The organism is Budvicia aquatica DSM 5075 = ATCC 35567 (assembly GCF_000427805.1).
In the GTDB taxonomy this organism is placed as follows: Bacteria; Pseudomonadota; Gammaproteobacteria; order Enterobacterales; family Enterobacteriaceae; genus Budvicia; species Budvicia aquatica.
Map to the genome: position 1 here is coordinate 38579 of NZ_KE386585.1, position 26448 is coordinate 65026.

27 protein-coding genes and 1 tRNA gene are annotated in these 26448 nt (G+C 40.4%); 3 read left to right on the forward strand and 25 right to left on the reverse strand.

Annotated elements, in window-relative coordinates; all coding sequences use genetic code 11:
* Nucleotides 1-198 precede the first annotated feature (198 nt).
* Nucleotides 199-1494, forward strand: coding sequence for a long-chain fatty acid transporter FadL (fadL, locus tag YWE_RS0122230; protein WP_029096440.1), 1296 nt, complete (start codon nt 199-201; stop codon nt 1492-1494).
* 207 nt (nt 1495-1701) lie between these two features.
* On the opposite strand, the gene mlaA is transcribed toward fadL, so the two are convergent.
* The 10 genes from mlaA to ccmA are packed head-to-tail and all read right to left on the reverse strand — an operon-like array spanning nt 1702 to nt 9488.
* Nucleotides 1702-2454, reverse strand: coding sequence for a phospholipid-binding lipoprotein MlaA (gene mlaA / locus YWE_RS0122235; RefSeq protein WP_029096441.1), 753 nt, complete (start codon nt 2452-2454; stop codon nt 1702-1704).
* A gap of 34 nt (nt 2455-2488) precedes the next feature.
* Entirely contained in the window at nt 2489-3691 is a 1203-nt protein-coding gene (gene ccmI, locus YWE_RS0122240; RefSeq protein WP_029096442.1) for a c-type cytochrome biogenesis protein CcmI, read from the reverse strand.
* Nucleotides 3691-4182 (reverse strand): cytochrome c-type biogenesis protein, encoded by a 492-nt coding sequence (locus YWE_RS0122245; RefSeq protein WP_036016911.1) that lies wholly within the window; start codon nt 4180-4182, stop codon nt 3691-3693. Before YWE_RS0122245 ends, ccmI begins: the two co-directional genes overlap by 1 nt.
* Complete coding sequence (locus YWE_RS0122250) at nt 4182-4736, reverse strand: DsbE family thiol:disulfide interchange protein (RefSeq protein ID WP_029096444.1); 555 nt, start codon at nt 4734-4736, stop codon at nt 4182-4184. The genes YWE_RS0122245 and YWE_RS0122250 overlap by 1 nt, the downstream gene beginning before the upstream one ends.
* Entirely contained in the window at nt 4733-6694 is a 1962-nt protein-coding gene (locus YWE_RS0122255; RefSeq protein ID WP_029096445.1) for a heme lyase CcmF/NrfE family subunit, read from the reverse strand. The genes YWE_RS0122250 and YWE_RS0122255 overlap by 4 nt, the downstream gene beginning before the upstream one ends.
* Nucleotides 6691-7197 (reverse strand): cytochrome c maturation protein CcmE, encoded by a 507-nt coding sequence (gene ccmE / locus YWE_RS0122260; protein WP_029096446.1) that lies wholly within the window; start codon nt 7195-7197, stop codon nt 6691-6693. Before ccmE ends, YWE_RS0122255 begins: the two co-directional genes overlap by 4 nt.
* Nucleotides 7194-7409: a heme exporter protein CcmD gene (gene ccmD / locus YWE_RS0122265; RefSeq protein WP_029096447.1), complete on the reverse strand. Its 216-nt coding sequence runs from the start codon at nt 7407-7409 to the stop codon at nt 7194-7196. The genes ccmE and ccmD overlap by 4 nt, the downstream gene beginning before the upstream one ends.
* Nucleotides 7409-8143 carry a heme ABC transporter permease gene (locus YWE_RS0122270; RefSeq protein ID WP_029096448.1) on the reverse strand — a complete coding sequence of 245 codons (735 nt, stop codon included), beginning with the start codon at nt 8141-8143 and terminating at the stop codon, nt 7409-7411. Before YWE_RS0122270 ends, ccmD begins: the two co-directional genes overlap by 1 nt.
* 59 nt (nt 8144-8202) lie before the next feature.
* Nucleotides 8203-8862, reverse strand: a complete 660-nt coding sequence (gene ccmB / locus YWE_RS0122275) for a heme exporter protein CcmB (protein WP_029096449.1) — start codon at nt 8860-8862, stop codon at nt 8203-8205.
* Nucleotides 8862-9488: a cytochrome c biogenesis heme-transporting ATPase CcmA gene (gene ccmA, locus YWE_RS0122280; protein ID WP_029096450.1), complete on the reverse strand. Its 627-nt coding sequence runs from the start codon at nt 9486-9488 to the stop codon at nt 8862-8864. The genes ccmB and ccmA overlap by 1 nt, the downstream gene beginning before the upstream one ends.
* Before the next feature lie 286 nt (nt 9489-9774).
* On the opposite strand from ccmA, the gene YWE_RS0122285 reads away from it, so the two are divergent.
* Nucleotides 9775-9849 (forward strand) — tRNA-Arg (locus YWE_RS0122285).
* A gap of 1282 nt (nt 9850-11131) precedes the next feature.
* Nucleotides 11132-11998, forward strand: a complete 867-nt coding sequence (locus tag YWE_RS0122295) for a helix-turn-helix domain-containing protein (protein WP_029096451.1) — start codon at nt 11132-11134, stop codon at nt 11996-11998.
* A gap of 996 nt (nt 11999-12994) precedes the next feature.
* Here the strand turns inward: YWE_RS0122295 and YWE_RS29250 are convergent.
* The 15 genes from YWE_RS29250 to YWE_RS0122370 form a co-directional block, all read right to left on the reverse strand.
* Nucleotides 12995-13732, reverse strand: coding sequence for a CZB domain-containing protein (locus YWE_RS29250; RefSeq protein WP_051323522.1), 738 nt, complete (start codon nt 13730-13732; stop codon nt 12995-12997).
* A 168-nt stretch (nt 13733-13900) separates the two neighbouring features.
* Nucleotides 13901-15715, reverse strand: a complete 1815-nt coding sequence (locus YWE_RS0122305; RefSeq protein WP_127526447.1) for a pilus assembly protein — start codon at nt 15713-15715, stop codon at nt 13901-13903.
* 19 nt (nt 15716-15734) lie between these two features.
* Entirely contained in the window at nt 15735-16364 is a 630-nt protein-coding gene (gene tadF / locus YWE_RS0122310; protein WP_029096453.1) for a tight adherence pilus pseudopilin TadF, read from the reverse strand.
* The gene (locus tag YWE_RS0122315; RefSeq protein WP_029096454.1) at nt 16339-16821 is read right to left on the reverse strand and encodes a TadE/TadG family type IV pilus assembly protein; all 483 of its coding nucleotides are present in this window, start codon (nt 16819-16821) and stop codon (nt 16339-16341) included. The genes tadF and YWE_RS0122315 overlap by 26 nt, the downstream gene beginning before the upstream one ends.
* A gap of 9 nt (nt 16822-16830) precedes the next feature.
* Nucleotides 16831-17259 carry an A24 family peptidase gene (locus YWE_RS32165; protein WP_029096455.1) on the reverse strand — a complete coding sequence of 143 codons (429 nt, stop codon included), beginning with the start codon at nt 17257-17259 and terminating at the stop codon, nt 16831-16833.
* Nucleotides 17259-17711: a hypothetical protein gene (locus YWE_RS0122325; RefSeq protein ID WP_029096456.1), complete on the reverse strand. Its 453-nt coding sequence runs from the start codon at nt 17709-17711 to the stop codon at nt 17259-17261. The genes YWE_RS32165 and YWE_RS0122325 overlap by 1 nt, the downstream gene beginning before the upstream one ends.
* A 30-nt stretch (nt 17712-17741) precedes the next feature.
* A complete protein-coding gene (locus YWE_RS0122330; protein ID WP_127526446.1) occupies nt 17742-18293 on the reverse strand; it encodes a roadblock/LC7 domain-containing protein in 552 nt (183 codons plus the stop codon).
* Nucleotides 18294-18295: 2 nt separating this feature from the next.
* The gene (locus YWE_RS0122335) at nt 18296-18835 is read right to left on the reverse strand and encodes a GTP-binding protein (RefSeq protein WP_029096458.1); all 540 of its coding nucleotides are present in this window, start codon (nt 18833-18835) and stop codon (nt 18296-18298) included.
* 36 nt (nt 18836-18871) lie between these two features.
* On the reverse strand, nt 18872-19234 hold the full coding sequence (locus YWE_RS0122340) for a hypothetical protein (protein WP_029096459.1): 363 nt from the start codon (nt 19232-19234) through the stop codon (nt 18872-18874).
* 40 nt (nt 19235-19274) lie between these two features.
* On the reverse strand, nt 19275-20525 hold the full coding sequence (locus tag YWE_RS0122345; RefSeq protein ID WP_029096460.1) for a tetratricopeptide repeat protein: 1251 nt from the start codon (nt 20523-20525) through the stop codon (nt 19275-19277).
* Entirely contained in the window at nt 20513-21355 is an 843-nt protein-coding gene (locus YWE_RS29255; protein WP_051323523.1) for a type II secretion system F family protein, read from the reverse strand. The genes YWE_RS0122345 and YWE_RS29255 overlap by 13 nt, the downstream gene beginning before the upstream one ends.
* A 41-nt stretch (nt 21356-21396) precedes the next feature.
* On the reverse strand, nt 21397-22302 hold the full coding sequence (locus YWE_RS28395; RefSeq protein WP_051323524.1) for a type II secretion system F family protein: 906 nt from the start codon (nt 22300-22302) through the stop codon (nt 21397-21399).
* Complete coding sequence (locus tag YWE_RS0122360; protein ID WP_029096461.1) at nt 22299-23588, reverse strand: TadA family conjugal transfer-associated ATPase; 1290 nt, start codon at nt 23586-23588, stop codon at nt 22299-22301. Before YWE_RS0122360 ends, YWE_RS28395 begins: the two co-directional genes overlap by 4 nt.
* Before the next feature lie 248 nt (nt 23589-23836).
* Nucleotides 23837-24988, reverse strand: a complete 1152-nt coding sequence (locus tag YWE_RS0122365) for a CpaE/TadZ family protein (protein WP_029096462.1) — start codon at nt 24986-24988, stop codon at nt 23837-23839.
* A 10-nt stretch (nt 24989-24998) separates the two neighbouring features.
* Nucleotides 24999-26426 (reverse strand): type II and III secretion system protein family protein, encoded by a 1428-nt coding sequence (locus tag YWE_RS0122370; protein WP_029096463.1) that lies wholly within the window; start codon nt 26424-26426, stop codon nt 24999-25001.
* Between the last annotated feature and the right edge of the window lie 22 nt (nt 26427-26448).

A 26448-nucleotide genomic window follows, 5' to 3' on the forward strand; every position in this document is an offset into this window, starting at 1 on the left:
TATTTTAAATCACGGTTTTTTGTGCCGAATAAAACACTAAGGACTATTGTATTTGCATCTATTATTTATCGTCAAAACCACACAATCCCCATAATTTCAATCAACTGGTCTAATCTGTCATCGCTGACATCCTACCTACAATGCCGCCTTGATTATTACAATCCGTAATAATTTATGTCGTTAATTTGAGATTTTGGTATGCCCCATAAAAATATTTTAATAAAGTCAGCAGTGGCCATTGTAGTTGCAACCCTGTCTTCAAATCTTTATGCCTCCGGTTTTCAGATCAATGAATCATCAGCGTCAGGTTTAGGCCGTGCATTCTCCGGCGAAGGTGTGATCGCCGATAATGCGTCTTCAGGAAACCGTAATCCTGCATCCATGACCATGTTCGATCGCCCTACTTTCTCCGGTGGTGCAATCTATGTTCGCCCGACGGTTGAAGTAACGGGCACATCGCCGTCCGGCAGTGACATGTCGGTTAGCGATATCACGCCCAATGAGTGGGTCCCTAACCTACATTTCATCTACCCGCTGAACGATCGTTGGGCAGTAGGAACCTCCATTACCTCTAACTTTGGTTTATCTACTGAGTTTGGTGATAACTACGTTGCCGGACCGCTGGCAGGAACAACCGAGCTGGTAACCGGAAACCTCAATGCGAGCGCGGCTTATCGCATTAATGACTTTTTCAGTATCGGAGCCGGCCTTAACGCTGTGTACGCTAAAGCTAAAATCATCCGTCATGCAGGCGAAAACAAAAACGGCTTACCAAATAACACTGAAGTCGCCCATATGAAAGGTGATGAGTGGGGTTATGGCTGGAACGCAGGCCTGATGTATGAAATAGACAAAGACAATCGCGTCGGGCTTAGCTATCGCTCTAAAGTGGATATCGACTTTAAGGGTGATTACCGTAGCAGCCTGCCATCAAAATATAACGGTATGCAGTCAATCACCGGCATGCCATGGGGCACCGATGGTAAAACGGTTAGCGGTAACCTGACATTAAACCTACCTGAAATTTGGGAGCTGTCCGGCTATCACAAAGTGGCACCGAAATGGGCCATGCATTACGGATTGAGCTACACCAGTTGGAGCCAGTTTCAAGAGCTGAAAGGCACCGACTCTGATGGTAATACCCTATTCTATAAGCATGAAGGCTTCCGCGATGCTTACCGTATGTCGCTAGGTACCACCTACTATCATAATGAAACCTGGACCTACCGCGCCGGTATTGCTTTTGATGACAGTGCGGTGCCCGCTAACAATCGTTCGATCTCTATCCCGGATCAGGACCGTTTGTGGCTCAGCGCAGGAACGACGTATAACTTTACGCCTGATGCATCGGTCGACGTAGGTGTTTCCTATATGCACGGTCAGAAAGTGAAAATTGAAGAGAAGCTGAATAACGCGCCGAACAGTCCGGTATATTCCTTTGAGTCTAAGGGTAAAGCTTGGTTATATGGCGTTAACCTGAACTATACGTTCTAATCGCGCTCAGTTGATTAGCCCTATCTAAAAGCCTGCAGCTAAAAACTGCGGGCTTTTTTATGATCGTATCTGGCAGACGATGGACCCGCCGATATTAATAACAGCAATAACCTATTCTCAATACTTATTATTGAATTAAAAAACCCGCGACTTTTATCGCGGGCCTTTTAATAGACTTAAACCTAAGGCTAATGCCTGAAATCAATATCAGTCAATATCACCTAGCTGGTCTTTAAGCGCGTCAGCATTTGGGTTTTGTTCCGCATCTTGCGCTTTGCCATCATTGACTAAGAAGTCATTACGCTGGAAGTAAGCTTCACGCACAAAAATGTAAGGGTCAGGTGAGTTAGCCAACATCTGATCCTGATCCAGGAATTGAGCGCGGGTCTCAATACCTTCAACCGTCCATTTACCCACCGAGCCCCAGAACGTGATCCAGCTAAGAACAGGGTAAACGTAGTCAACATAGGCACCGCCCTCTTCACGAGGCGTGGCAGAGCCATAAACAGGCAGAACAACATACGGGCCATAAGGAACATTATAGTGGCCCAGAACCTGACCAAACTGGCGGTTATCAGTACGCTGCAGCTTTTCGTTAGACATACCGGCAACGTCAATAAAACCGCCCATCCCTAACAGCGTATTCAGGAAGAAGCGGTTAAAGTGGCGGAACCCCTGATACACATTACCCTGTAGAAAATAGTTCACCATGCTGGCCGGTTCACCTAAGTTACTGGTGAAATTGCTTAAACCATTACGGGCAGGCTGAGGGACATAATCACGCCATACGACGGCAACCGGACGAACAACATACGGATCCATATATTCGTAGTTAAACGTAAACATGGTGCGGTTAAAGCCTTCTAATGGATCGGAACGTCCATCTTCATCGCTACTGTTGCTGGCACAACCCGTGAGCATTGCTCCGGCAAGTGCGACACTTATAAGATGGCGTTTCATCTTTATCTCCATTAATGCAGGCTCCTGATAACATTTATTGTTTAAAATGTCCGACCGTTAAACTAATTGTTTCATTACCACTAAACGGATGAACTTCACTCTCGCCGGATAAACGACGAGTGTCAGCAATATCATCACTGGTAATCGTTGCCGTTATCTTTACCTGTTTAAGTTCCGAAAGCAAACGCGATGGCATCATTGCATTACTATCATCCAGTGATAATTCTAGCGGGAAAACACCCAATGGCAATTGCTTAACCGCTATCGGAATCGGGCTTTTACCGTCAGTAACGGCGATCAAAATACTTCCCTGTGCCGGTAACTGTTTTTGCACCTCAGGTGATAATGTCAGAACCACTGAAACCTTAGAGCCGTTGGCCGCAACCTGAGATTTAGCATAGGCCAGGCTGCTTTTAATTACATCAAGCCCTTTGGCATCAGCAGGAGACAGTGCAATCACCTTTTCCCAGGCTGCAATAGCCTGATTAAAATCACCCTGTCCGAAAGCATTCATGGCTAATGCAGACAGCGCATCAACATTATTCGGATCGGCAGCAATCATCTTTTTCAAGATTTTCGCAGCATCTTTAATATCATTAGGGTCATTAGAACGGGTCAATAATTTAGCATAAATAATCTGGATATAGGCATCGTTCGGAGCCAATGCATAGGCTTTTTCATAAGACTGTAGCGCCATGCCTCCGTCACCCAGCTTCAAGCCAGCCAGACCAAGCATGGTCCAATCGCGCACGTTTGTCGGATCGGAAAGCAAATTGGTACGCAGCCCCAAACCAAACCGGGCAATATCTTCAGGAGATGAGAGTTGTCCGCTGTCAGCACGCTGACGCAGTTCCGGCATCTCTTTCATCACCTGTTGCCATTGCATAACCTGAGCCAAGCCTCCGGTATTCAGATAAAGCCCCAGCGAAACAACAACCAGCAACAAAACCCCGGGCACTAAAGTCATTTTATTGAATGGTGCCTGCGCAGACTGAGATTGACCTTCAGGAATATCTTCCAGTAAGTTGTGCTGTAATTCTGCCACTAAGGTTTCACGATCGGTAACAACGCCCTGATCTTCATCGTCACTCAATTCATTAAGGCGTTGCTGATAATATGCCTTATTAATGGCATCACGGCTGGTTTCATCCTTACCGTTCGGCTTACGCAGTGCAGGAATAATCAATAACGCCGACGAGATCAGCAGTAATACAATAATTGTCAGCCAAAATCCGATCATGATTTCCTGCCCTTGGCGTTATTTTCATCGCTTAATAGTTGTTGCAGTCGTTTCTTCTCATCAGAAGAGAGCACCTCAGGCTCACCGCCTGATATGGCACCTTTACGGCGTCGGGCCAGCATAATCACCGCACCACCACCGATAACGACGCACAGCGCAGGAATCACCCATAGAATAATGGTTGCCGGCGTCACCGGTGGTTCATAGGTGACGAAATTGCCGTAGCGATCCACCATATAGTTGACGATGTCTTGGCGAGACTTGCCCTGCTCCATTAATTCATACACTTTCGCCCGCATATCCGTCGCAATAGGTGCATTCGAATCAGCAATGCTGTTGTTCTGACATTTAGGGCAGCGCAGTTGATTGGTCAGTTCACGAAACTGTTGCTCTTCATCAACGGACTTAAAGTCATAGGTATCAATGGCGGCGTGAGCGCCAAAGGTCATCATCACACCGAACAGCATAAATGAAAGTTGCTTTAGCATTATGAACCACTCCCCTGATACTTGAGCCAAAGAGGTTTAATCTCTTCTTCCCAGATACGATCGTTCAGATCGCCGGCGTGGCGATAGCGAACAATACCGTCACCATCAATCAGAAAGGTTTCAGGTGCGCCATAAACGCCTAAGTCTAACCCCAGCAGCCCGTTATTATCGTAAAGGCTCAGCGAATAAGGATTACCCAAATCGTTTAGCCATTTAATGGCTTTTTGGCGTTCATCTTTATAGTTCAGACCGACAACCCGAATTCCTTGAGCTGAAAGCTTATTCAAGAATTGATGTTCGGCATAACAGGTCGGGCACCAGGTGGCCCAGACATTAAGCAGCAATGGCTGTCCGTCAACCAGAGCACTCTGATCGTAAACTTTACCCGCAATGTCTAACGACTCTAACTTAAACTGAGGAACCGGTTTACCAATCAGCGCAGACTCCAACGACGTCGGGTCATCTCCGTCAGCATTACGCTGAAGCTGAACCATAAATGCCGTCACCATAATGAGAAATACGGCTAATGGAATAAACAGTAATTTTTTATTCATACTGTTCCCTTATTGGTTAACTGTTTTTTTGTACGATACCGCGGGTCAATAATACACAGCAGACCGCCGAGAGCCATAAAAATACCACCAAACCATATCCAGCGGATAAACGGTTTGTAATACAGCCTCACGGCCCATGCGCCATCACCCAGTTCTTCGCCTAAGGCAGCATACAGGTCACGCGTGAAGCCACCATCGATAGCGGCTTCAGTCATCATGCTGCCGGCAACTTTGTAATAGCGCTTCTCTGCGTGTAATACCGCTTCAGGTTTACCATTACGGGTAATTTCGATCTCCCCCGCTCCGCCGGTGTAGTTTGGCCCTTCAATAGCCCGAACGTCGCGGAAAGTAAATTTGTAGTCATGAATCATCACGCTGTCGCCGTCTTTCAGGCGAACATCACGCTCAACGCTATAATTTTGGCTAAAGGCAATACCAAATACCGTGACTGCAACGCCCATATGGGCAATCACCATTCCCCAATGGCTGCGGGAAAGCTGGGTCATACCTTTGAACAAACCGTGACGGTGAGTGGAACGCTCATATAGCTCCATCAGCGATAATACAAAGACCCAGACTGACATCATCAGCCCGACCACCGTCATAACCACGATCTTATCTTGTAGTAACCACGGCAGGCCAATCGCCACCACCAGCGTCACAACCACGGCCACCATCAGGCGTTTTACCAGTTTAGACGGTTGGTCTCTGCGCCAGCGAACCAGCGGCCCGACGCCTAGCAATAAGGTAAACGGCACCATCAGCCACACAAACATGGTATTAAAGAAAGGCTCGCCTACCGAAATAGAGCCTAAACCCAGCTGCTTGTGTACTAACGGCAACAGGGTCCCCAGCAGAACCACCAGCATCGCGGCCAGTAATAAAATATTGTTACCCAGTAAGAAAGACTCACGCGAGAAAAACTCATGATGGGCCTTCGTTTTACTGACTTTACTACCGTTAATGGCATACAGCAGCAGTGAGCCGCCGATCACCACAATCAGGAATGCCAGAATAAACATACCCCGGGCAGGATCGGAAGCAAATGAGTGCACCGAAACCAAAATTCCTGAACGAACCAGGAAGGTGCCTAATAAGCAGAGAGAGAAAGCAACGATGGCCAGTAACACGGTCCATGCTTTAAACGAGCCTCTCTTCTCCGTCACCGCCAATGAGTGAAGCAGTGCAGTACCGACAATCCACGGCATCAATGAAGCATTCTCTACCGGATCCCAGAACCACCAGCCGCCCCAACCCAGTTCGTAATAGGCCCAGAAAGAGCCCAGCGCAATACCTAATGTCAGGAAGAACCAGGCTGCGGTAGTCCACGGACGAGACCAGCGGGCCCAGGCGGTATCTAAACGGCCGATCATCAGGGATGAAATCGCAAAGGCAAAGGCAACCGAGAAACCGACATAGCCCATATATAACAACGGCGGGTGGAAAATTAATCCGACATCTTGCAGTAGCGGATTGAGATCTCGCCCGTCAATCGGGAACATCGGTAGCGTACGTAAGAACGGGTTTGACGTCAGGATAATAAACAGCAGGAAACCGACGTTAATCATGCCCAATACGGACAGCACTCGGGCAACTGCATCAAGCGGCATACTCCGACTGAATAACGCCACTGCCGTTGTCCAAACGGATAACAGCACTACCCACAGCAGTAAAGAACCTTCGTGAGCGCCCCAAACTGCCGCCATCCGGAAATAAACCGGTAGCTGGCTGTTGGAGTTAGTGGCGACATAAACCACGCTGAAATCGTTAATAATAAAAGCATAAACCAAACAGCCGAAAGCCAGTAACGTTGTGGCAAACAGGCCATAGGTTAACGGCCGGGATACCGCCATCATGCGGGCATCTTGTTTATACGCCCCTAACAGCGGATAGATGCTTAACAGCAGTGCCAACGCGGCTGAAAGGGCGAGGGCAAAATTGCCTAACTCAGGAATCATTTACCACTCCTCGGAGCCTGTTCCAGTGCCGATTCTGCTTTATAAGACTCCGCCGGCCGTTGATGGTTATCTTTCATCGCCTCTTCAACTTCCGGTGGCATATAGTTTTCATCGTGTTTCGCCAGTACTTCTTTGGCAGTAATCACGTTATTTTCACCAAACTCACCCTGCGCAACTACGCTCTGATCTTCACGGAACAGATCGGGCAAGATCCCCTCATACTGAACGTCAATGGCACCGCGGGCATCGTAAACTTTAAAGGTCACTTTGAGCGATTGCGGATCGCGTTTTACCGATCCCGGCATCACCATACCGCCAATCCGTAAGCGCTGGCCGACTTCCGGCTTCAGCTTTTGTTCACCTTTACCATAAATAATCTCACCCGGCGTATAGAACAGGTCGATATTGGAGCGTAATGCATAGAGAACCAGAGAGATAGTCACAGCCATTCCGATAAGAACAGCCAGAGCTAAATACATTCTACTTTTACGGCGCGGATTCATAGTGTGGCCTCTTGCTGGTTTTGAGCATTCTTAATCCGGGCTTCTCTGGATTTACGACGCTGAATTTCAGTTAATAATTGCTTACGCTGCCAGCGGGTATGAAAAACCAGCGCCAGTAAAGGAATAATGGTTGCGGCAACGGCCAGCCAGACAAAGAAGCCATAGCCACCCATCGCAAAAAACGCCTGCCATGAAGAAAATGCCGGTGTCATCAGCGAGCCTCCTTACCAATCAGTGATTCAACCCACGGCTTCTGGCGATCGTGAGCAAGAATTAAATTACGTAACCGCATTAACGTTAACGTAATAAAGAAGAATAAATAGCCAAAGATAGACAGGCGAAGCGGCGGCCTCATGCTCGGGTCAACCGTCTGCTGCATATTGGTTGAGCCCTGATGTAAGGTATTCCACCACTCTACGGAGAAATGAATAATCGGCAGATTAATAACGCCAACCAGCACTAAAATACCGGCAGCACGCCCAGCCAAGCGACGGTCTTCAAAGGCATTATAAAGCGCAATCGCGCCCAGATATAAAAACAGTAATACCAGTTCAGACGTTAAACGAGCATCCCATACCCACCAGGTTCCCCACATAGGTTTGCCCCATGCCGAACCGGTTGCCAGCGCAATAAAGGTAAATACCGCACCGACCGGAGCCATGGCTGAAGCAGCCATATCGGCCGATTTCATTTGCCAGATTAAGCCAATAAACGCCGCTATCGCCATAGAGCCATAAATGCCCATCGACCAGATAGCCGCAGGAACGTGGATATAAATTATCCTAAAGCTGTCGCCCTGTTGGTAGTCTGACGGAGCAAAACCAAAGCCCCAGATCCAACCTGCAGATAAACACAGGACACCGGCGGTTGCCAGCCAGGGAATAAACTTACCGCAAAGACGGTATAGCGTCTCGGGTTTAGCTAATGAATGTAGCCACTTCCACATAATCGTATTTGCTCGCACTTTAGTTTAATTAAAATATCGGTTAATCAATTTCGATTCCGTTACTGCACGCTAACCCTTAGAGCGGCGGATGCAGCAAAAGGCGATAAAGTGGCTGTTCCTGCCAAAATAGCGCCAAGAATAGCCAGATAACCATTAATTGGCAGCGACATCGACGCTGCGTCTATCGCTGATGTCGCAAAAATCAGCACCGGAATATACAAAGGTAAAATAAGCAGGCTTAACAACACCCCGCCCTTTCTCAAACCAACGGTTAACGACACCCCAATTGCACCAATAAAGCTCAGGGTTGGTGTGCCTAACAATAAGGTCAATGTGACCGCCTTCCAGGTCGCATAATCAAAGGATAAAAGCAGTGCAACCAGCGGCGATAAAATAATTAAAGGCAGCCCGGTTAACAGCCAGTGTGCGCAGACTTTAGCTAGAATGGTTAACGGCAAGGGCACCGGAAGTAACATAAGCTGTTCTAACGAACCGTCTAAAAAATCATCCCGCAGCAGGCGTTCCAGAGAAAGTAATGAAGCCAGCAAGGCTGCAACCCAAACAATGCCGGGCGCAATACGGGCCAAAAGCTGAGGTTCAGGACCAATGCTCAATGGAAACAGCGTAATAACAATCAGAAAAAACCACAGCGGATTAATAATTTCTGACCCTTTGCGCATGGCTATCTTGAGCTCGCGGTGCAAAACAGGAATAAACATCAGCGCCACACCCCGCCGGTCAGCTTAATTTTACGAATAGGACGACCGGCATTAACCATATCCTGATGGGTGGTCAATATAACGATCCCGCCCTTCTCTGCATGCTGTTCAAATAAATTAACTAGATGCTCAACCCCTTGCTTATCAATGGCGGTCAGCGGCTCGTCCAGAATCCATAACGGTGCGTCACTCAGCCAAAGGCGGGCCAAAGCAACCCGGCGATGCTGCCCGGCAGACAGTTGGGCGACTGGAACGTCTTCATAACCGACTAATCCAACCTGTGAAAGCGCCTGCCAAATGGCATCATCATCTTTTTTACCGCTGGCCTTTTGGAAGAAGGAGAGATTTTCAAACGGGGTCAGAACCTCTTTTACACCGGCGTGGTGGCCGATATATAGCAGAGCCTGATTATAAATATCGCGATTACGGCGAGTCGACTCGCCCTGCCAGAGAATATCACCGGCTTCACCGCTGGATAAACCGGCCAGAATACGCAGCAGGCTGGTTTTTCCTGCACCATTAGGTCCTTCGACCTGAACCAGCTCTCCGGGATGTATAGCAAAGCTAAGCTCTGTAAATAGAGCTCGTTCATCACGAATACAACTTAGTCCTTGAGCTTCCAGCATGGTTATTACATAAACTTAAAATAGGATTTGGAGGGTATCATAGCACAGCCTTTGCGAGGCTCGAAGCACAGCGCTAGGCTCTTAAGTACCTAATTGTGAGTAAAATCTGGGGTCAGATCAAACACTAAATAGGAAACTCAACAGAATGTGAAGCGGCTCAAAGAATCAAATAAGTAAAATAAAAAACTATTGCGTTATTTCTAAATAAATTGGTTACCAGATGAACAAACGGTTATCTGCCTGCTGAATTGTTGATTAAAAACAGATATACTCCGCTCCGTACTACGCCCTCGTAGTTAAATGGATATAACAAGCCCCTCCTAAGGGCTAGTTACAGGTTCGATTCCTGTCGGGGGTACCAAATACACTTCGCGTTATATCACCCCTAATTTCCCAACCCATAAAAATCCTATATACATAGCTATAACAAAGAAAAAGCTGTTTACCTTCATCTGGTATCAACGTCTCCCCCAAATCAACATCATCTTGAGGGCTTTTGGGCAGGGTATTGTCTTAGATAAATATTAAGACCGGAAAGATGTATTCACCTAATGTTCCTTAGCCAGATACAGCGAAGTTTAATAAAAGGTAAACCTGACACATTATCTGATGGGGGTTATACCCTCCTATCAATGTCAATGGTTCAAATTACTGGAAATTAAAACAGCGCGAATCAGGCAAAGAGAAAAGCGTTCATTTGGTGTCTATCTTGATACGTCATTAGCTGATGTAAAAACCAAGCTAGAAAAGGCCAGAAAAATAATCGCTAACGGGGAATTCTAGTGAAGTAAAAAAGTCTGAACAATAGCGCTTAAGAAAGCTCTCCGTATGGCAGGATAAATAGACTAATCATGTCATGAGGGTAGTTAAAAATAATGTGTTTCCTTATATATAGGTAACCAGCCTATTCACGAAATCCCCCTTGAATGACTCTCTTTGTTGCAATGCACAGAAAAGTGTAATCATCCTGACCTTGCCTATGCATTATAAATGCGACCAGAAACAACACGGCCCTTTTCTTTTAAAGCAAGATTGCCAAAGTTTTCCAACACACCAACCCTATACAATAAAAATCCAATGACATACCAGACAACCTGACCATCAGTGATAACAGAATTGTAATTCTCGGGTAAACATAATCAGCGAGTCATTCGGCTAACTGAGATATGTTAGATTCTAATATTCAATGAGGTTACTCGAATGTAGCTAGCTGATTGAGGTGATAATGAGGGAACCATAGGATTAAATATATTTAACGCTAATACACTGAGAAATACTCCCCTAATAAATCACTTACACCTCATATTAAAACCACCTTTATATGCAAGGCAAAATAATACCTACTGCAGCCAGTGCCACTGTATAACAAGAATAACAGCCTATGCATTGGCTTTATTTTAAATAATAAATTATTTTTTGTAATTAATATTGCCAACTTTATTTTGGCTATTATACATAGAAGCCACACAAACAATGTGCTTTTTGTGCAAAATTAAAACCACAAAAAAAACAACGCGTTAATATATAAACAAAAAATAAACACCCTCATTATTAATATGAAAATTGATATTGACATCGAACACACAATACCAATACATTACCAGAGTCGATAATATATAGAATTTGAGAACATGAAAATAAAGATGCAAGTTGTTAGCGATATTCTTAAATGGATAGAGGAAAACTTAGATAATAACATTAGAATCGAGGATGTTGTTAATAAGTCAGGCTACAGCCGTAGAGGAATTCAATTAATATTTAAAGAGTATACCGGGTTACCTCTGGGGTCATATATAAGACATAGAAAACTATGTCGTTCAGCGATGCTGCTGCGACTAACCAACCAATCTATATTTGATATATCTGACCAGCTGGGGTTTGATTCCCAAACCAGTTTTAGCCGTGAGTTTAAAAAGTACTTTGATTATACGCCGAATAAATATAGAGCAAATCCCTCCTGGGATCTAAAAAAATTTAGAGCAAGAATCATTTTGGATGAAGGCAATCAACTGGTCCCAAGCTTTCGTTATTTAAATGATGATGCAATTTTCGGCTGTAATAATAATAGCTACAAAATAAGTTATCAGAAAAGTTTTCTTCAGCCAAGCACTAATGATAACGACATACGACTTGATATCGTTAAAAAGAACATTAAGACAAGTAAAAAAACGCTACTTATACTATCTAAATTTAAACCATCTAAGTTAGATCACCATATATTAGATATCGATACCATCATTGCATTTGAAGACTCAATCATAAAAAGCAATGAAGGTCATAAACGCTACGATATTGATAGTGGATTATATGTAATGTTTCCTTATAAGGGTAACTGGAGTGAATTATCATCATTCTCAAGAAAGATTTATACCGAAATATTCCCAGCATATGGTCTTAGCCGCCGTCCGGGCTACGATATAGAGATATTTTATTATAATGACAGCTTATTACTGGACGATTATAGTGATATCACCGTTGAATGTGATTACTACATTCCAATTAGTAAATAACTAGAAAAATTAATATTTACAATAAGCTGATTAATTATATAACCGTCCTCTTTTAGTAACGCACAATAGTTTATTTCATCATAAATAAATGACTTAATTCATTTAAACTAAAGCCTTATCTTTCCATCATATAGGTTTATTATATGATAAGCCTATATGAGATACAGAGGATTTAAATTAATCGTCAGCCAACTATAACATATCAATTTTTTAATACTTAAAAACTATAACCAGGGTGTTCATAAATGTAGATGAAAGCATTATCTTGAATTTAAGTCAGCAAGCGGGGGGCCCTTCAAGAGCGATGATTTGATTAAAATTAAATACTTCAATAATTTAAATTATTATATCTTGATTTCGTGATAGTAGACACACTCAATGAATGTAAATTGTTATGGGAATATGAAATCTTACGATAGCTATATCCCTATAGCCGGCTGAATACTACCTTTAGCATGATAAATATATTTAGCTTGGAATGTTTTTTTGCATACTCCACAGTAATAACGCTGAATTTTTGTTGAACTAGCCACTCCATGTTTGCGGACTTGATTAGTCTTACCACAATAACGGCAAGCTATAATTGCTGAACGATTTTTCATATTACTATTACTCACCTCACAGAAATAATCATACCACAAAGAAATGGCCTTGATATTTTACAGTTAAATATAAAAAATAAAGGCCACAAATATATTGGTTACAAATAAATGTATTAATAAAAATAAAAATTGATAATAATATTGAGCAGTACGAATATCCCGACACATCCTACACTAATATTTTTATTACCATTATCTTTCAACTCAAGCCTCTTAGAAATTCAAGGAGACATGACGGATACTGGCTATGCTAATATGCTTACCTAATTTAAATACTCCCCAAAGTAGTAAAATCCCCCCCAAAATAATTAAAACAACAATATCGCATTTCCCATATGCTGCATAAGGATATAAATCACTTATTCAATGCCTTAGAAACAAACAATGACTTGTGCTAAATATTGTCGAAGAAGCGAACGATTTGTTCCTGTACCATTGCGGATTTCTTCTGAAAGTTACCCGCTAATTCACATTTCGCGACACCAGCACCTTCAGCAATATAAATATCTACAACTTCCTGTACACAGCGATGAAAATCATGGTGAAGTTTCATTATCTCTTGAAATTCCGACATACTACCATATTGATTTTGGCCAACAGAATGTAACCATTGTCCTAGTTCACACCTGTCATCCATTCCTAGTTCACTTAAATTGGTTTCAGTATCCGTACCATTGATAATGGCGATTAATTTATCACGCCAACGACAGTGAGCATCCAACGCAGACTTAACGTTAAAGCCATGGTTTTGAGTATCGCCATATGTGTACATAGTAGAGATTAGGTTAGCCTCAACATCGGCGATATTACGTTTAAGTAATGCCAGATTAGCACGCTCACGATTCGCAACAAGGTAGATAAAAATATCCTTCATACCACGGCAGGGATACAACAGTTGGTATTCATCGTCAGTGGTAATCAGAATATCCAATACATCATCATTTACTTCTAATAGATTAATGGTTTTAAGCTCTGCTCGCATCACCCGTATAGAGCAGTCAATAAGTGCATCACTATCCTTAGGCATCCCCACAGAAGCCAGCTTCATTCCACTGTTCATATCAACAAATGCGACATAACTTACAGAGCTATCGGGGCGCAATTGTTCTAAAACGTTGTCAAACTTATTCATATCTATACTCTCCTTCGATAAATTCCTAGGCGTTTCAACATTGTCTTTAATAAAAAATCGACTTAAAAATTGTAATATCATTTTAGGAACTGCTCGCAGCCTCCCATATACTAAAATAAATATTAAAAAGAGGCGCAGCAAATAAAAATATATTATTACACCACAATTCTACATTTTATTTGTAAATTTGATTCCGCCGGGCTCCTTATTTAATACACTGGTAATAGCATCTTTGAGTGCAGAATAATCAGTAGCAACAAAAGCACCATCATCACCGACACAGTTTTCGCGCCAATCAGAAAGCACTGATTTATCATCAAGAGTTGAAACAAAATAAATCTTCACTTCTTTTGTACCAGGTGAATTATTCATAATGCCTTCTGTTATTTTTTCACACATACCGGCAGCAAAAAATCTTTTTTCAAGCAGCTTCGCATCCGCGGTAGTTTGCCCATCAGTAACTATTATTATTAATTTCCTTGGATTTTTCCCTTTAGCAGCTACATGTGCAGAATATAAAAGCCCGGGAAGTATATCTGTACCCGAATCCTCTACAGGGTTCATTCTGTTAAATGCAAAGACTTCTGATTTATTCTTAGTAAGATCAATTGAATAGACGTTTTGGCGCACATCTTTAAGATATCTTGAGTAATAGTCGCCTTTACCATATGGATGCCCTGCAGGGATCGTAACGCCAGTATCTGCAAGTACCGGTGATGTTATATTAAAACCGGACTGACACATATATTTAAACATATTCCCATTATATCCTGATGTAAATGGGGACTCAAATACTGACATGGAATTATCATTGAACAAGTGCGCTTTACTTAAAGTTCCAGCAACATCGACAGTTTCATCAGCAATTGTTGTTCCTAAAAAATGAACCTTATTCAGGTAGGGATCGTAATAATCTTCTATAATTTTATAGCTTTTCTGTATTTCAGTAAAATTTAAGGGGGATGTAGCACTAATTTTTGTAATTGCTTCACAAGATAAGGGGTTTGAATTTATATTACCACCCCATGTATCTTTATCATAAAGTGGATTGCTAACACAGAAGCCTTTATAAAAGTCACCAATGGCAGCCTTGATAGTATTAGAGTAATAACTAAATCGTTGTAAGTCTAAATATCGCTTTATAAATTCCTCATGAATATCCCCAGGTTGTTCTAGTAAAGAATCTTTCCAATTAACATTTTTATTTGCCCAAAAAGAAAAATCAATCTGATATTTATCCTTTAACTTATAAGGGACTATACAACCTATTCGGTCACCACCAGCTTCATTTTTTTCTTCAATTTTAGTCGGTACACCCGTATCGAAAGGAACGATTGCAATTTTAGAATTGGAGGCTTCGTCTACTATTTGCGTAGCTAAATCGCTTACAACTTCACGCAATATCACGAGATAAGGTTTACCATCTTCGGTTTTATCAAGAATTGATCCAGAAAAATCAACGGCAAAAACAATATCACTTTCAATATTGACATCCCCCATCGTTCTCCTCACGATGCCATTGTTTTCATCAGCAATAATTGAAACATCCTTACTAAACCCAGGCAAAGCGTTGCTAACACCATCAATTATTGGATGTGCAATAATTTTGGCAGTTGCTACATATGCAATACTGTTAATTTTTGTCGCATCGCTCGGATCTTTTTCAATAACAGCCTGAACATTGAGTGTGCTTTCATCTATCAAATCACCAGGCAAATAATAGTTAATATAGTTTCGAACAAGCTCTTTTCCTTCAGTCTTTTCTTGAGAGGTTGTCAGGTTAGTGTTAGTCGACGCTACAGCAAAACTGCCTTGGGAGAGAGCATCCGCTAACCGGGCTCTCTTTATAAGAAAGCGCGAACCGTCAATCCCTAGTGAAAAAGTGGCTAATAACAGAGGCAGAACGATCGCAAACATAATAGAAACCCCTGCGCGTCTGTTATGACAAAAAAATTTTATTCTGGATCTTTTTAATTCGCTCATCGCTCTTATCCTCTCAATTTCACCTTGGAATTACGATATTACTTGTGGAAAGCGTTTCTGCTATAACGCCTACACCAGCAAGAGCATTTTTAAAAAGGCTATCCCTTCCTTTGGTGCATAATGTCAGTTGATATAGTGGTGCCCACTTTCCTTCAGAATCACTCGTCTTCATCCACGGAGACATATTAATAACATTGGTGCTTGTCATATTATAATGACCACTACACTTGTCTTTATCGACTGGATTAAGACTACCAGAAACATAAATATCGACAGTTTTGCTACTATCGACAATTTTATTAGTTTTACTAGAGGCATCACTAAAGTAAATCGCCTGAACTCTAACGCCGACACTCCCTTTCAAAGTATCAGAACCAAGTAATACATCGACAACTTTTTTGATACTCTCTACATCCTCTGATTTAATCACATCGCTTGCAGCATAAAGAATACTTCGCTCGCGGATAACTGAAGACATGGAATTACTGAGCCTGGCAAGTTTACTCTCTGTAGAAAAATGAAATGTAAAGTCAATAAGCATTAACCCTAATAATACTATTATCGGAAAAACCATTGAAAATTCGATTGTTGCAGTAGCATCATCATCATAAAGATATAGGTTATTATATTCTGTTTTGCTCTTGTACATAGACTATATTCCGTTCAAAAATCGAAGTAAAAAAACTCGATCCAAAAAAGAAAAAAACAGGTTCATAATTATATTTAAATGAATAAATGGCCAGTGACTTGTCTGTTGAAGCACCTCCAGTTATACAAGTAAAATTTATAATTTCAGAGATGTCTTTACATTGTTTCACGGTGACTGTTATTTCATTTCCTGTATATAAAAGTGGCCAGAATTTTACATTCTCCTCCAACGCTCGCTCAAACTCAGCAGAGTATTCTGAGACGCCATCTTTAAGTGAAATATATCGGCCAGACTCGGCTAGCACTAAGTCCAGAGCAGAAGAAAGATACATGACCCGACAAAGTTCAATAATAAAGAAAATTGAAACAAGAAAAGGAATTAATACTAATGACAATTCTATTGCAATAGCCCCATCTTCTTTAAAGTATCTGCCGGTAATTTTTTTTAATATATACAAAACGCCTCCTTACAAAACCAGCATTGTAGCCATATAGCCTAAACTTAGTGCAATACCATAAGGCACTGATTTATATTTTCCTTTCAACCTCGGAATCGCTAGCATAATAACAGCCAAAATCCCACCGGCCAGAGAAGTAAATAACAGAAAAGTTGGAATATATTCTCCAGGTAAGGACAATGACAAAGCGAAACAAAACTTTGCATCCCCAGCCCCCCAAAAGTTATATACACTTAATAAAAAACCAGAAATAAATATTACCACGACCGAGATATAAGAAATTTTCAATTCAGTAAACAATATCAATAGTACACTTACGAAAATAATCGTCAGTGGTATTTTATTAAATATCTTCCTGAATTTAACATCTGTATATATCGCATAAAACAGACATAATGATATGACACTATAACCCAAGCAACTCAAATACATTAACATTAACTCTTACGTGTGAATTTTTTATTTTTCTTTTTCCCTGATGACTTAATACTCTTAGCGATAACCGGCTGAAATAGCCCTACTACATCAGGAACAACTCCATTTATTGGCATATCAATTAAGTTAATATATTTCTCAACTGATTTAACAATCATAATATCACGATCGCATAAAACAGGTGAGTGCCCAATAAAACCTGCCGAAATATCGGCGCTAACAAGAGAAACCGCATGTTCTATTAATTCATCCAGCTGTTCATTATTATAATCCCTCATGTTTCCTTGTTTACGCCATGCTTCGATATGTTCAGAAAGCATGGCAGAATATATTTGTAGCCTCTCACTCACTAACTGTTCGCGATTTTCAAGAACTGGCCTCAAAGGAATAAACTCAGAAATAATATCCGCAGTGGCTAATTTCAAAGATAATCTGAAAACTAACACATTACTCATTTATTATATCCTTCTGGTAGCTAAACCATGTTATTCAATTAATATTTTGACTTCATCAACTAATTTTTGCATCATCCACAAGGCTTGACCAAGAGAATCAATCTCACCTGAAACAGCCATAAGCACAACATCCACTTTGGCACCTGAAATGAGGTAAATAAAAACGGAACGATTACCGTTATTTAAATATAAATACTGATACCCCGGTGCACCAATCTCTCTAAGTATTGCCGAACCAATAGACTGCAGAGAACTTGACATTGCCGCAACCTTACGGATAGTTTCCTCCCCTCCTTGATCCAACACCGATGAAATCTCAAAGCCATCAACGGTAGAAAGTATCAAATTCTGGATATCCGGGAATTTTTTCACATAATTCGCTAATGTCTTGTCAATTTGCTCTTTAAGTAATGCATCGATAAGGGCATCGCTATTTTCGCTAATATTTTCTTGTGTCTCATCAAGAGGATGAAATACGGGCTCATCATAGGTTAACGGCTCATTTTCTTCATCCATATCGACACCAGCGTTTCTTTCAGTAGTCGCTGTAAACTTCAACGGAAAAGGAAGTCTATTCTTCATAATTACCTCCCGATTTGCTTTAATAAAATATTCAAGACAGATAACACTGCATCCTTGCTTCTGGCATCAATCCACAACACAGGTAATGAAATATTTGCCTTACTCACGTTTTCTTTAAATTGTGACAATCCTTCAAGGGAAAGCAGATCGCCTTTTACTATGGCTATCACTGTTGGTAATTGAATTCTTTTCGAAGTGTTTTCCCCAGCGGAAGTATAATAATGAATATCATCGATGGCACACCGATCTGTGGCATCTATCATCAAAACTACACCTGAACATCCCTGCTGAAAAATCTCCCATGAAAAGGAGAAGCGAGACTGCCCTGGCACACCGTACAACCGCAGCCGCCTCTGCCCCCCGGGAATCGAAACCATTAAGTCGCCATAATCTAAACCAACCGTAGTTTCCTTTTTTACATCTGTTGTCATAAATGACATCAATACATCTGTAGAAACAACTTTTACCTGACTGGCGGAGTTTATTGCGGTTGTTTTAGCGGAGCCACTACGCCCGATAAATAAAATTTTAAAATCATCCATATCGTTATATATTCAGTATAAGGTAGGTAAAAAGTATTAAATCGATTCTACCGAAGCTTCGACATCCATAACCTTACGTCGAGCCAGAGCAAGATTACTCTCTCTTTTATCAAGCACCAGATAGATAAAAACAGATTCAACTTTCTGCAAAGGGCGTAAAATATGGTATTGTTTTTCCAATGTAATAAGAATATCTTCAATGGTCTCATTCAAACCAAGTAACTTAATTGTCTTAAGTTTTGCTTTCAATACATCAGTATTTCCCGCGGCAGCAATCTCAATATCAATACCTGAGCCAACATGACCAAGAATCATGCCATTACGTGTATCAACGACGGCGGCGCATACTGAACCATCAAGTTCCATTAAATTATCAAGTGCATCACTTAATTTACTCATAAACAACTCCTACTCAGGTTTAAACTATGCCTTATCAGGCTTAAAAAATAATATCTAATACTAGTCGATTATTAGATATGGATGAATTTGGTAAGGTATTGACTTTAACTTGCTTTACAAGCCTCTTGGCGCTAAACGTTAATAATAAATCATTTCCTTGTTCTTCAATTGAGATAGAATTTAACGTTTTAGTATATTTCTTAATATTCTTAATCAGATCGTCTGTCTTATTATTTTTTTTCATATTCCGAATAACGATCTGAACGTGGTTATCACGTCCTCCAGAAAGCTTACTACCATTAATAACTGATGATGAGATGAAAACCAGACGAACAAATTTTCCATGATCGCCGATGACAACATTATCAATCTCTCCGCTAGATTTAGATCCAGCTACAACTGACTCTGAATCAGATGAAGTTATACTAATCGATTTTACATTATCCTTAATAACGACCGTTTTTTTAGTCTCTGGCAAAAGTACTTTTTCTGGTTTAGTTACATTGACTAAAGGCGTTTTATCTTTTTCTGAATCTGACTCTTTCGCAATTGGTGAAATATCGGTCTTCACCATCGGCTCAGGTATTTTTGAACTCACACTATCTAAATCTGCAATCAACTGTTGCGCAGAGTTTTCAATATTATTTTGCCTAATCAGCATTTCTGCCGTTGGGTAATCATTCAACTTAACCAGCGTAAAAATTAAGTTGTGTACAATTTGTGGTGAAGTATAACCTCGCGAATACAGTGGCATTAGGTATGAGTTGGCAAGATTATAATCTTTTTCGATAATAGCGATCATTGCCAGATTGTTATTTACAATCTCCTCGGCAACAAATAAATTTCTCGCACTTTCAAAATAATATTTAGCATTTTCCATATCACCCACTTGTGCCAATATTACCCCCTTTAGATTGTATGCCACCCCCATTTTAGGATTTAGCTTCAAAGCATCATCTATTTGTTTTAATGCAATTTCGTTATGACCAAGTGCGCTATTATTCTGCGCAGATAATAATAATGACTTATCCGTTGGTGAGTTATTGATCAGTTCTTTCAGGCAATTTTGTGATGATTCATAATCATCAATTTTATTATAGACTTCACATAACTTAAATCGAACCTCTGGCGTATCACTTTTACTCAGTTGTTCTCTATAAAATGAAATAAGCCCTTTATAATTATTTACCTTGGTTAAGATAAATTCACGCTCTTTATTATCCAGATCGTTTTTGGAACTACATCCGAGTAAACATATAGCCACAATAACCAGAGTAATTAATTTCCCCATATTGACATCATCCTAATAAATCCCGGACCTGCAACAATTGCCAGGATTGGAAACATAATAAAAAGAATCATAGGTGCAGCCATTTTGGCAGATAAACTAGCCACCTTCTCTTCTACGGCAAGGAGTTGCATTTCACGCATCTCCTTGGTTAGCTCAACCAAAACTGGCGCAATCGACGAGCCATAAGTAATACTTTGCTGGAGAGTTGTACAAAACATACGAACTTCAGCGCTCGGAACTTCTTCATATAACTGTTCAAGCGCACTGGAAATGCCACTAACTTCAATTTTAATAGCCGTTCTCTCCAATAAACTCGCAATATCACTGTTGATAAAGACGATATTCTTGGATATATAAATCAGCGCATTCTCTATTGTCATACCGGACTGAACACATATTGCCATAATATCAATAACATAAGGCAAATCGACATTCACTTTTCGGGTTTTACTTTTCATTATTATTCCCTTGATTCTTGGTGGTACGAGAATCATCAGGACCAGAACAGCACCAATTGCAATAGCCTGGGTATCTTTACCCATTGTGACGATACCTAAAGCACCTAATAGAAAAATGATAAGTGCAATAACAATAACAATACAAAACTTAAGTAACGTATTGGAATCTAGGTACTCAAAAAAGGATACAGATTTACTTGTCTTCCGGTATATTTTTTCAATACTGGACACAACCTCTTCGCTATTAATAGTATCTTTATCCTTTCGGTCTAATATTTCTGATATTCTTCTTTTTGGTTTATTTCTTATAAGATAAAGAAAGCCAAAAAAGAACGCCGACACTATTAAAAAATAAATGACAAATAATGACATAGTAATTTCCCACATACTATTAAAACTGATTTATTATATTTTTAAACTGCTTTATTCATCATATTCCATATAATAGCCAAGCCTAAACATACACTGCCAACAGCATAATAAAGGATATACTGCCCAGTCTCAGTATTGATCAAAATATCAAAATTTTCCGGACTTAAAAAATTCATAATAAAAATGAAGCCAACTGGTATTAATGCCAATACCTTTACTGACATCCTTGCCTCAGATGTCATAGCAAACTTTTTTCTATCCATAATTTTTGCATCTGAAATCTGTTTAGCCAGCCGTGACATAACATCTCTGACTTGCCCACCACCATTAATATTAATCATCACGGCCAGAATAAAAAAATAGTATTCACGATAAGGTAATCTTTGATAGGAATCCAACAAAACGGAACGAGCATCTTCGCCAATACTAAGTCGTCTTGATATTATTTTCAGCTCTGGACCAACCACGGTTCCACGCAATTTATTACCACACTGAGTGATACCATTAACGATAGAATTCCCTGAGCTTAACGAGCTATTAATAATATTGAGTGCTTCAGAAAATTCGGATTCAAATAAAGCGCGTATTTTCTTTTGGCTTATTCTATAGTGAATATAAGTTAGCATGACCAGTAACACAATACTAGCAATAATAATGTTTAACTTGAAATACATTACATCTATATATATCCCTGTTAAAAACAAACCACAATATATAACTACATCTTTTGGTTTAGTTCTTCTATATATAGACTTAACGCTCCTAATATCACCCGTCAGTAAAATTTTTAATTTGTCGAAAAAATGAGTTTTCCAATTATCTTTTCGGCCAACAGCGGTTAGTCGAATCTCTCCGCTATTAATTCTTTTAACTTTCTTAAAGTAAACCAATACGGTAAGAAAGTTTATAGCCCCCAATATAATCAATATGAAAAAAAGGATAGTCATATAATTTCGCTCCCGAACAATTCGTTCAGCGCATCAGTCATGCCATAGATCACACCTTGACGATAGACGACTGAACGCTTTAACAGACCATTAAACTTATAGTTTCCCTGAATTTTTCCATCCCGATCTCGCTGCGAAGATGTCTCAAAAGTAAAAATATCCTGAATGATAATATTTTCGCCTTCCATCCCCATGACTTCAGAAACATTCATGACCTTTCTTGAGCCATCTGGCATACGCGATACCTGAATGATCAAATGAATTGCTGATGAGATATTTCTTCTTATTGCCATCAAAGGCAGCGATGCGCTAGCCATCATCACCATACTTTCTAACCGGGCAATAGCATCTCTTGGAGAATTCGCGTGAAGCGTAGACATTGAACCATCGTGACCCGTGTTCATTGCCTGCAACATTTCAAATGCTTCTTCACCGCGACACTCTCCAACAATTATCCGGTCAGGGCGCATACGTAATGAGTTAATCACCAATGACCGCATCGGGATCATCCCCTGCTGCTCAGCACCGGCCATACGTGTTTCCATCCGCACAACATGGGGCTTTATCAGCCTTAGCTCTGCAGCATCTTCCAATGTGATGATACGTTCAGTTTCACCAATATATTGCGATAACGCATTCAATAGCGTGGTTTTTCCTGAACCAGTCCCCCCCGAAATGATAATGTTGACTTTACAGCTGGCAGCAATAACCAAAAAATTGGCCATCATCTCATCCATACTTCCGTAGTTGATAAGATCGCCCAGCGTCTTCTTGCCCTTACCAAATTTACGGATAGAAATCGAGGTACCGTCCAGAGTGATCGGGGCAATCACCACATTCAGCCGGCTACCGTCCGGTAAACGAGCGTCAACAAGAGGCTGTGAGTCATCAACACGGCGACCAACTTTGGAGACCAATCGCCTTGCAATTTCCGTTAATTGTTGATTATTAAGAAAAAAAGTATCTGTTTTTTCTAGCAACCCTCTCCGCTCAACGAAAATTTGTTCTGGTCCGTTGACCAGAATATCGCTGATGGTATCGTCCTCCATAAGATCGCGTAATGGACCATAGCCGGAAATTTCATCAGAAATAAGCTTGATAAGCTCCAACCTAAGCTGCGTAGATAAATATTGACCTATTTCAGTAGATACGCGCTGCAGGACATCACTTATCTCAAGTTCAAGCGCTGCTCTATCGTCTTTTATAGCATCAACGCGATCCAGGTCTAACTTCTTAAGAATATTTTCTCTGAAAACTCGCAGTAATGATAATTCATTCGGTCCCATTTATGCTCCACAGCTGTTATTTATTACTAAATAACTTTATTTTATTTAACATACTAAATTCTTTTGCACTTGGTTTAAGATCGTCTTTATCACAACCGGGACTGTTACTGTAAGACAATGGATAATATGAGAAAATGTGCAATATCTTATTATTTAAATACATGATAATTTCGCATTAATTATATAATTAATGTGTTCTGATATATTTCAATTGAAATATTCATTGCTATTATCATCTATATCTATACTTATTTTTTACTAAATATATTTATCTTATTTAAAAAACCACTCAATATATTTGTATTTTCTTTAGAATCTTCTTTATCGCGACCTAGAACTGTTGCAGCAAGATGCTGAAGAATTTGAGTAAACGGATCATTTTCTTTTCTCACTTGAAAATGTGGCAATATCACATTAATTTCGCAACCAAGATATTCAGAAATGTCTTCATTAGAAAATTTATTGCGATTATCACCCGGGTTATACTCATTTATGCATAACACTATCTTACGCATGAACGAATCCGTTTTTTGCCTTTCAAAGCGTATATATTCATCCATAATCCGCTTAGCCGTTCTGAAAGATGAGAAGTTACGGCCGATAATCAATACTATGGTGTTCGAATGATTAAAAATCGACTCCAAATTCTCTGTTGAAATTGCAGTCGCATTATGATCAAAAAGCGCAATATTAAACTGGTTAAATACAGGATCCGTATAGTTAAACATCTCATTATTCGATTCAAACTTCATAAATCTGTTATCGGTAATTTTCTGAACTTTACTGTCCGACGAATCAAGCTTATGTCCGGTGATCAGATCAAAATCGCGGCTTCCGGTCGCACCTTGTACCAATAAGCAAGGTACACTCGTATATTTATTCAATGAAGACAAAATACCACTACTTACGGTGGTCGTCCCACATCCACCTTTGCATCCCAGAATACTTATTCTCAACGTCGATCTATCTGTTGAATGAACTAAAGCCTTCACGACAATATCCGGCAGCTCATTGAGTTGAGTGTCAATATATAAATACCTGCCGCCTGACTTTTCTAATGATTTAGCAAATGCAATAGAATCGGTATTACCAACAAGCACATAATATACATCATAGGGAACAATTAGCGATGTAACATCGTTAATAGCATTAATATCCTTTTCATCCTCAATATCCAGTATCATCCAGCCGGCATCTTTTGTACTCGCATCATCCAGATATTCATTGAGAGATACTTTTTTTTGCACCACGTTATTTACATTGTGCATTTTAAGAATATTTTTAATATCCGTTTGTACTTTTTGATTACGGGAAATAAGGACAACCTTACTCCGGTCTAATATAATACGATTACCGTCATCTTTGTTGTCAGTTTCAGCTGATGTGCTAAATAATCTCATTGCTTATCCCCTATTTAGCAAAGCCAACCTGATCAAGAAATTCCACGGTATCATCGTTTAAACGATTATTACGCGTTTTCTCATCAACACCGACATTGAAAAAAATCTTTGAAGATGACGTTTTCTTAAAGCTTGGTAACGCAATTCTTTCACCTGAAGATGTAGGCTTAACCAGATTGACTGTCGCAAAAACGACCAGTTCTGTTTTACTACGTTCGGAACCTGCTCTTCTACCTAATGCCCCTAGAATAGGAATATCACCAATAAAAGGAACTTTAGTCAGCGTTTCCAGATCTGATTCATTCAACAGACCACCAATTGCAAAACTATCTCCGTCACCTAGTTCAATAGTAGAATTTGACTTACGGGTTCTTAGCGTAGGGATCTGGTATGTATTATAGGCGTATGTCCCCGTCACGCTGCTGACTTCATTCGATATAAATAGCTTGATCTTATTGCGACGTTCTACTTTTGCGGCAATATTCAGACGAATACCATATTCTTTATAGGTTACCGTTGTGGCATCACGATCTTGCATAAGAATTGGAATTTCACCACCAACAAGAAAGTTTGCTGACTCGCCGGATAACACGGTGAGATTAGGCTGGGCCAATACGCGCGCAATTTTGTCATTATGTACCGCATTGATCAGAGTACTAATATTTCTTGCATCAAAACCGTTTTTAAAACCCAGAAGATTGAATGTTCCTGCAGAATTTACCGTGCTCCCGCCCCCCATCATGCTGTCCAGAGTCAGGCTACTCCATTCAATTCCCAGATTATCAGTAAACTCTTTTGTTACTTCTACCACGGTTAATTTCACATTAACTTGATTTGACGACGGAAGTTCAATACGGTTGATAACGTTATCGTACCTTTTAACGCTGGCGAAAAAGATTTCGCTGTTGTTCAGCATCATATTGCTTGAGTTCCCGCCACCAGTATTCTCATCGACTTTTAGCGTTTCTTCCTTTTCAGCGGTGCCAACCAGACTACCGACTAGCTGATAGACACCGTCTCGTATCTCTTCACTTTGCACCAGACCGGTTAATATATAGGAGGCTTTACCTGCGTTATCATTAAAACGTTTAATGATAACGTTGCTGCCGGGATATTCCTGCCTAATACGCTGTGATAGCTCGGGTAAAAGTGGGTCAACGCCTAAGCTCACATTATAAATGACTTTCGAATTGGCCCCATAAACAGAAATCTCAGCAGAACCACTTTTTTTGCCATATAAAACCACTGACTTGTTGCCAATCACTTTATAATCAGCAATCTCAGGCGATGAAATAAATACTGTTTTAATCGAATCCCGGGTATTTATCTGCTTTGACATTCCAGGTTTTAAATAGAGCTGTTCTGCAAAAACGGCTGTGTTAATAAAAAAGGCCGAAGCCAAAATACATACTTGCCAAATATAATTACGCTGACACATATAGTTTATCCTTATGGGACTT

Coding starts and splice junctions, on each gene's coding strand:
- fadL (WP_029096440.1), top strand. CDS start 199: ATGCCCCATAAAAATATTTTAATAAAGTCAGCAGTGGCCATTGTAGTT.
- mlaA (WP_029096441.1), bottom strand. CDS start 2,454: ATGAAACGCCATCTTATAAGTGTCGCACTTGCCGGAGCAATGCTCACG.
- YWE_RS0122245 (WP_036016911.1), bottom strand. CDS start 4,182: ATGCTAAAGCAACTTTCATTTATGCTGTTCGGTGTGATGATGACCTTT.
- YWE_RS0122250 (WP_029096444.1), bottom strand. CDS start 4,736: ATGAATAAAAAATTACTGTTTATTCCATTAGCCGTATTTCTCATTATG.
- YWE_RS0122255 (WP_029096445.1), bottom strand. CDS start 6,694: ATGATTCCTGAGTTAGGCAATTTTGCCCTCGCCCTTTCAGCCGCGTTG.
- ccmE (WP_029096446.1), bottom strand. CDS start 7,197: ATGAATCCGCGCCGTAAAAGTAGAATGTATTTAGCTCTGGCTGTTCTT.
- ccmD (WP_029096447.1), bottom strand. CDS start 7,409: ATGACACCGGCATTTTCTTCATGGCAGGCGTTTTTTGCGATGGGTGGC.
- YWE_RS0122270 (WP_029096448.1), bottom strand. CDS start 8,143: ATGTGGAAGTGGCTACATTCATTAGCTAAACCCGAGACGCTATACCGT.
- ccmB (WP_029096449.1), bottom strand. CDS start 8,862: ATGTTTATTCCTGTTTTGCACCGCGAGCTCAAGATAGCCATGCGCAAA.
- ccmA (WP_029096450.1), bottom strand. CDS start 9,488: ATGCTGGAAGCTCAAGGACTAAGTTGTATTCGTGATGAACGAGCTCTA.
- YWE_RS0122295 (WP_029096451.1), top strand. CDS start 11,132: ATGCAAGTTGTTAGCGATATTCTTAAATGGATAGAGGAAAACTTAGAT.
- YWE_RS29250 (WP_051323522.1), bottom strand. CDS start 13,732: ATGAATAAGTTTGACAACGTTTTAGAACAATTGCGCCCCGATAGCTCT.
- YWE_RS0122305 (WP_127526447.1), bottom strand. CDS start 15,715: ATGAGCGAATTAAAAAGATCCAGAATAAAATTTTTTTGTCATAACAGA.
- tadF (WP_029096453.1), bottom strand. CDS start 16,364: ATGTACAAGAGCAAAACAGAATATAATAACCTATATCTTTATGATGAT.
- YWE_RS32165 (WP_029096455.1), bottom strand. CDS start 17,259: ATGTTAATGTATTTGAGTTGCTTGGGTTATAGTGTCATATCATTATGT.
- YWE_RS0122325 (WP_029096456.1), bottom strand. CDS start 17,711: ATGAGTAATGTGTTAGTTTTCAGATTATCTTTGAAATTAGCCACTGCG.
- YWE_RS0122330 (WP_127526446.1), bottom strand. CDS start 18,293: ATGAAGAATAGACTTCCTTTTCCGTTGAAGTTTACAGCGACTACTGAA.
- YWE_RS0122335 (WP_029096458.1), bottom strand. CDS start 18,835: ATGGATGATTTTAAAATTTTATTTATCGGGCGTAGTGGCTCCGCTAAA.
- YWE_RS0122340 (WP_029096459.1), bottom strand. CDS start 19,234: ATGAGTAAATTAAGTGATGCACTTGATAATTTAATGGAACTTGATGGT.
- YWE_RS0122345 (WP_029096460.1), bottom strand. CDS start 20,525: ATGGGGAAATTAATTACTCTGGTTATTGTGGCTATATGTTTACTCGGA.
- YWE_RS29255 (WP_051323523.1), bottom strand. CDS start 21,355: ATGTCATTATTTGTCATTTATTTTTTAATAGTGTCGGCGTTCTTTTTT.
- YWE_RS28395 (WP_051323524.1), bottom strand. CDS start 22,302: ATGACTATCCTTTTTTTCATATTGATTATATTGGGGGCTATAAACTTT.
- YWE_RS0122360 (WP_029096461.1), bottom strand. CDS start 23,588: ATGGGACCGAATGAATTATCATTACTGCGAGTTTTCAGAGAAAATATT.
- YWE_RS0122365 (WP_029096462.1), bottom strand. CDS start 24,988: ATGAGATTATTTAGCACATCAGCTGAAACTGACAACAAAGATGACGGT.
- YWE_RS0122370 (WP_029096463.1), bottom strand. CDS start 26,426: ATGTGTCAGCGTAATTATATTTGGCAAGTATGTATTTTGGCTTCGGCC.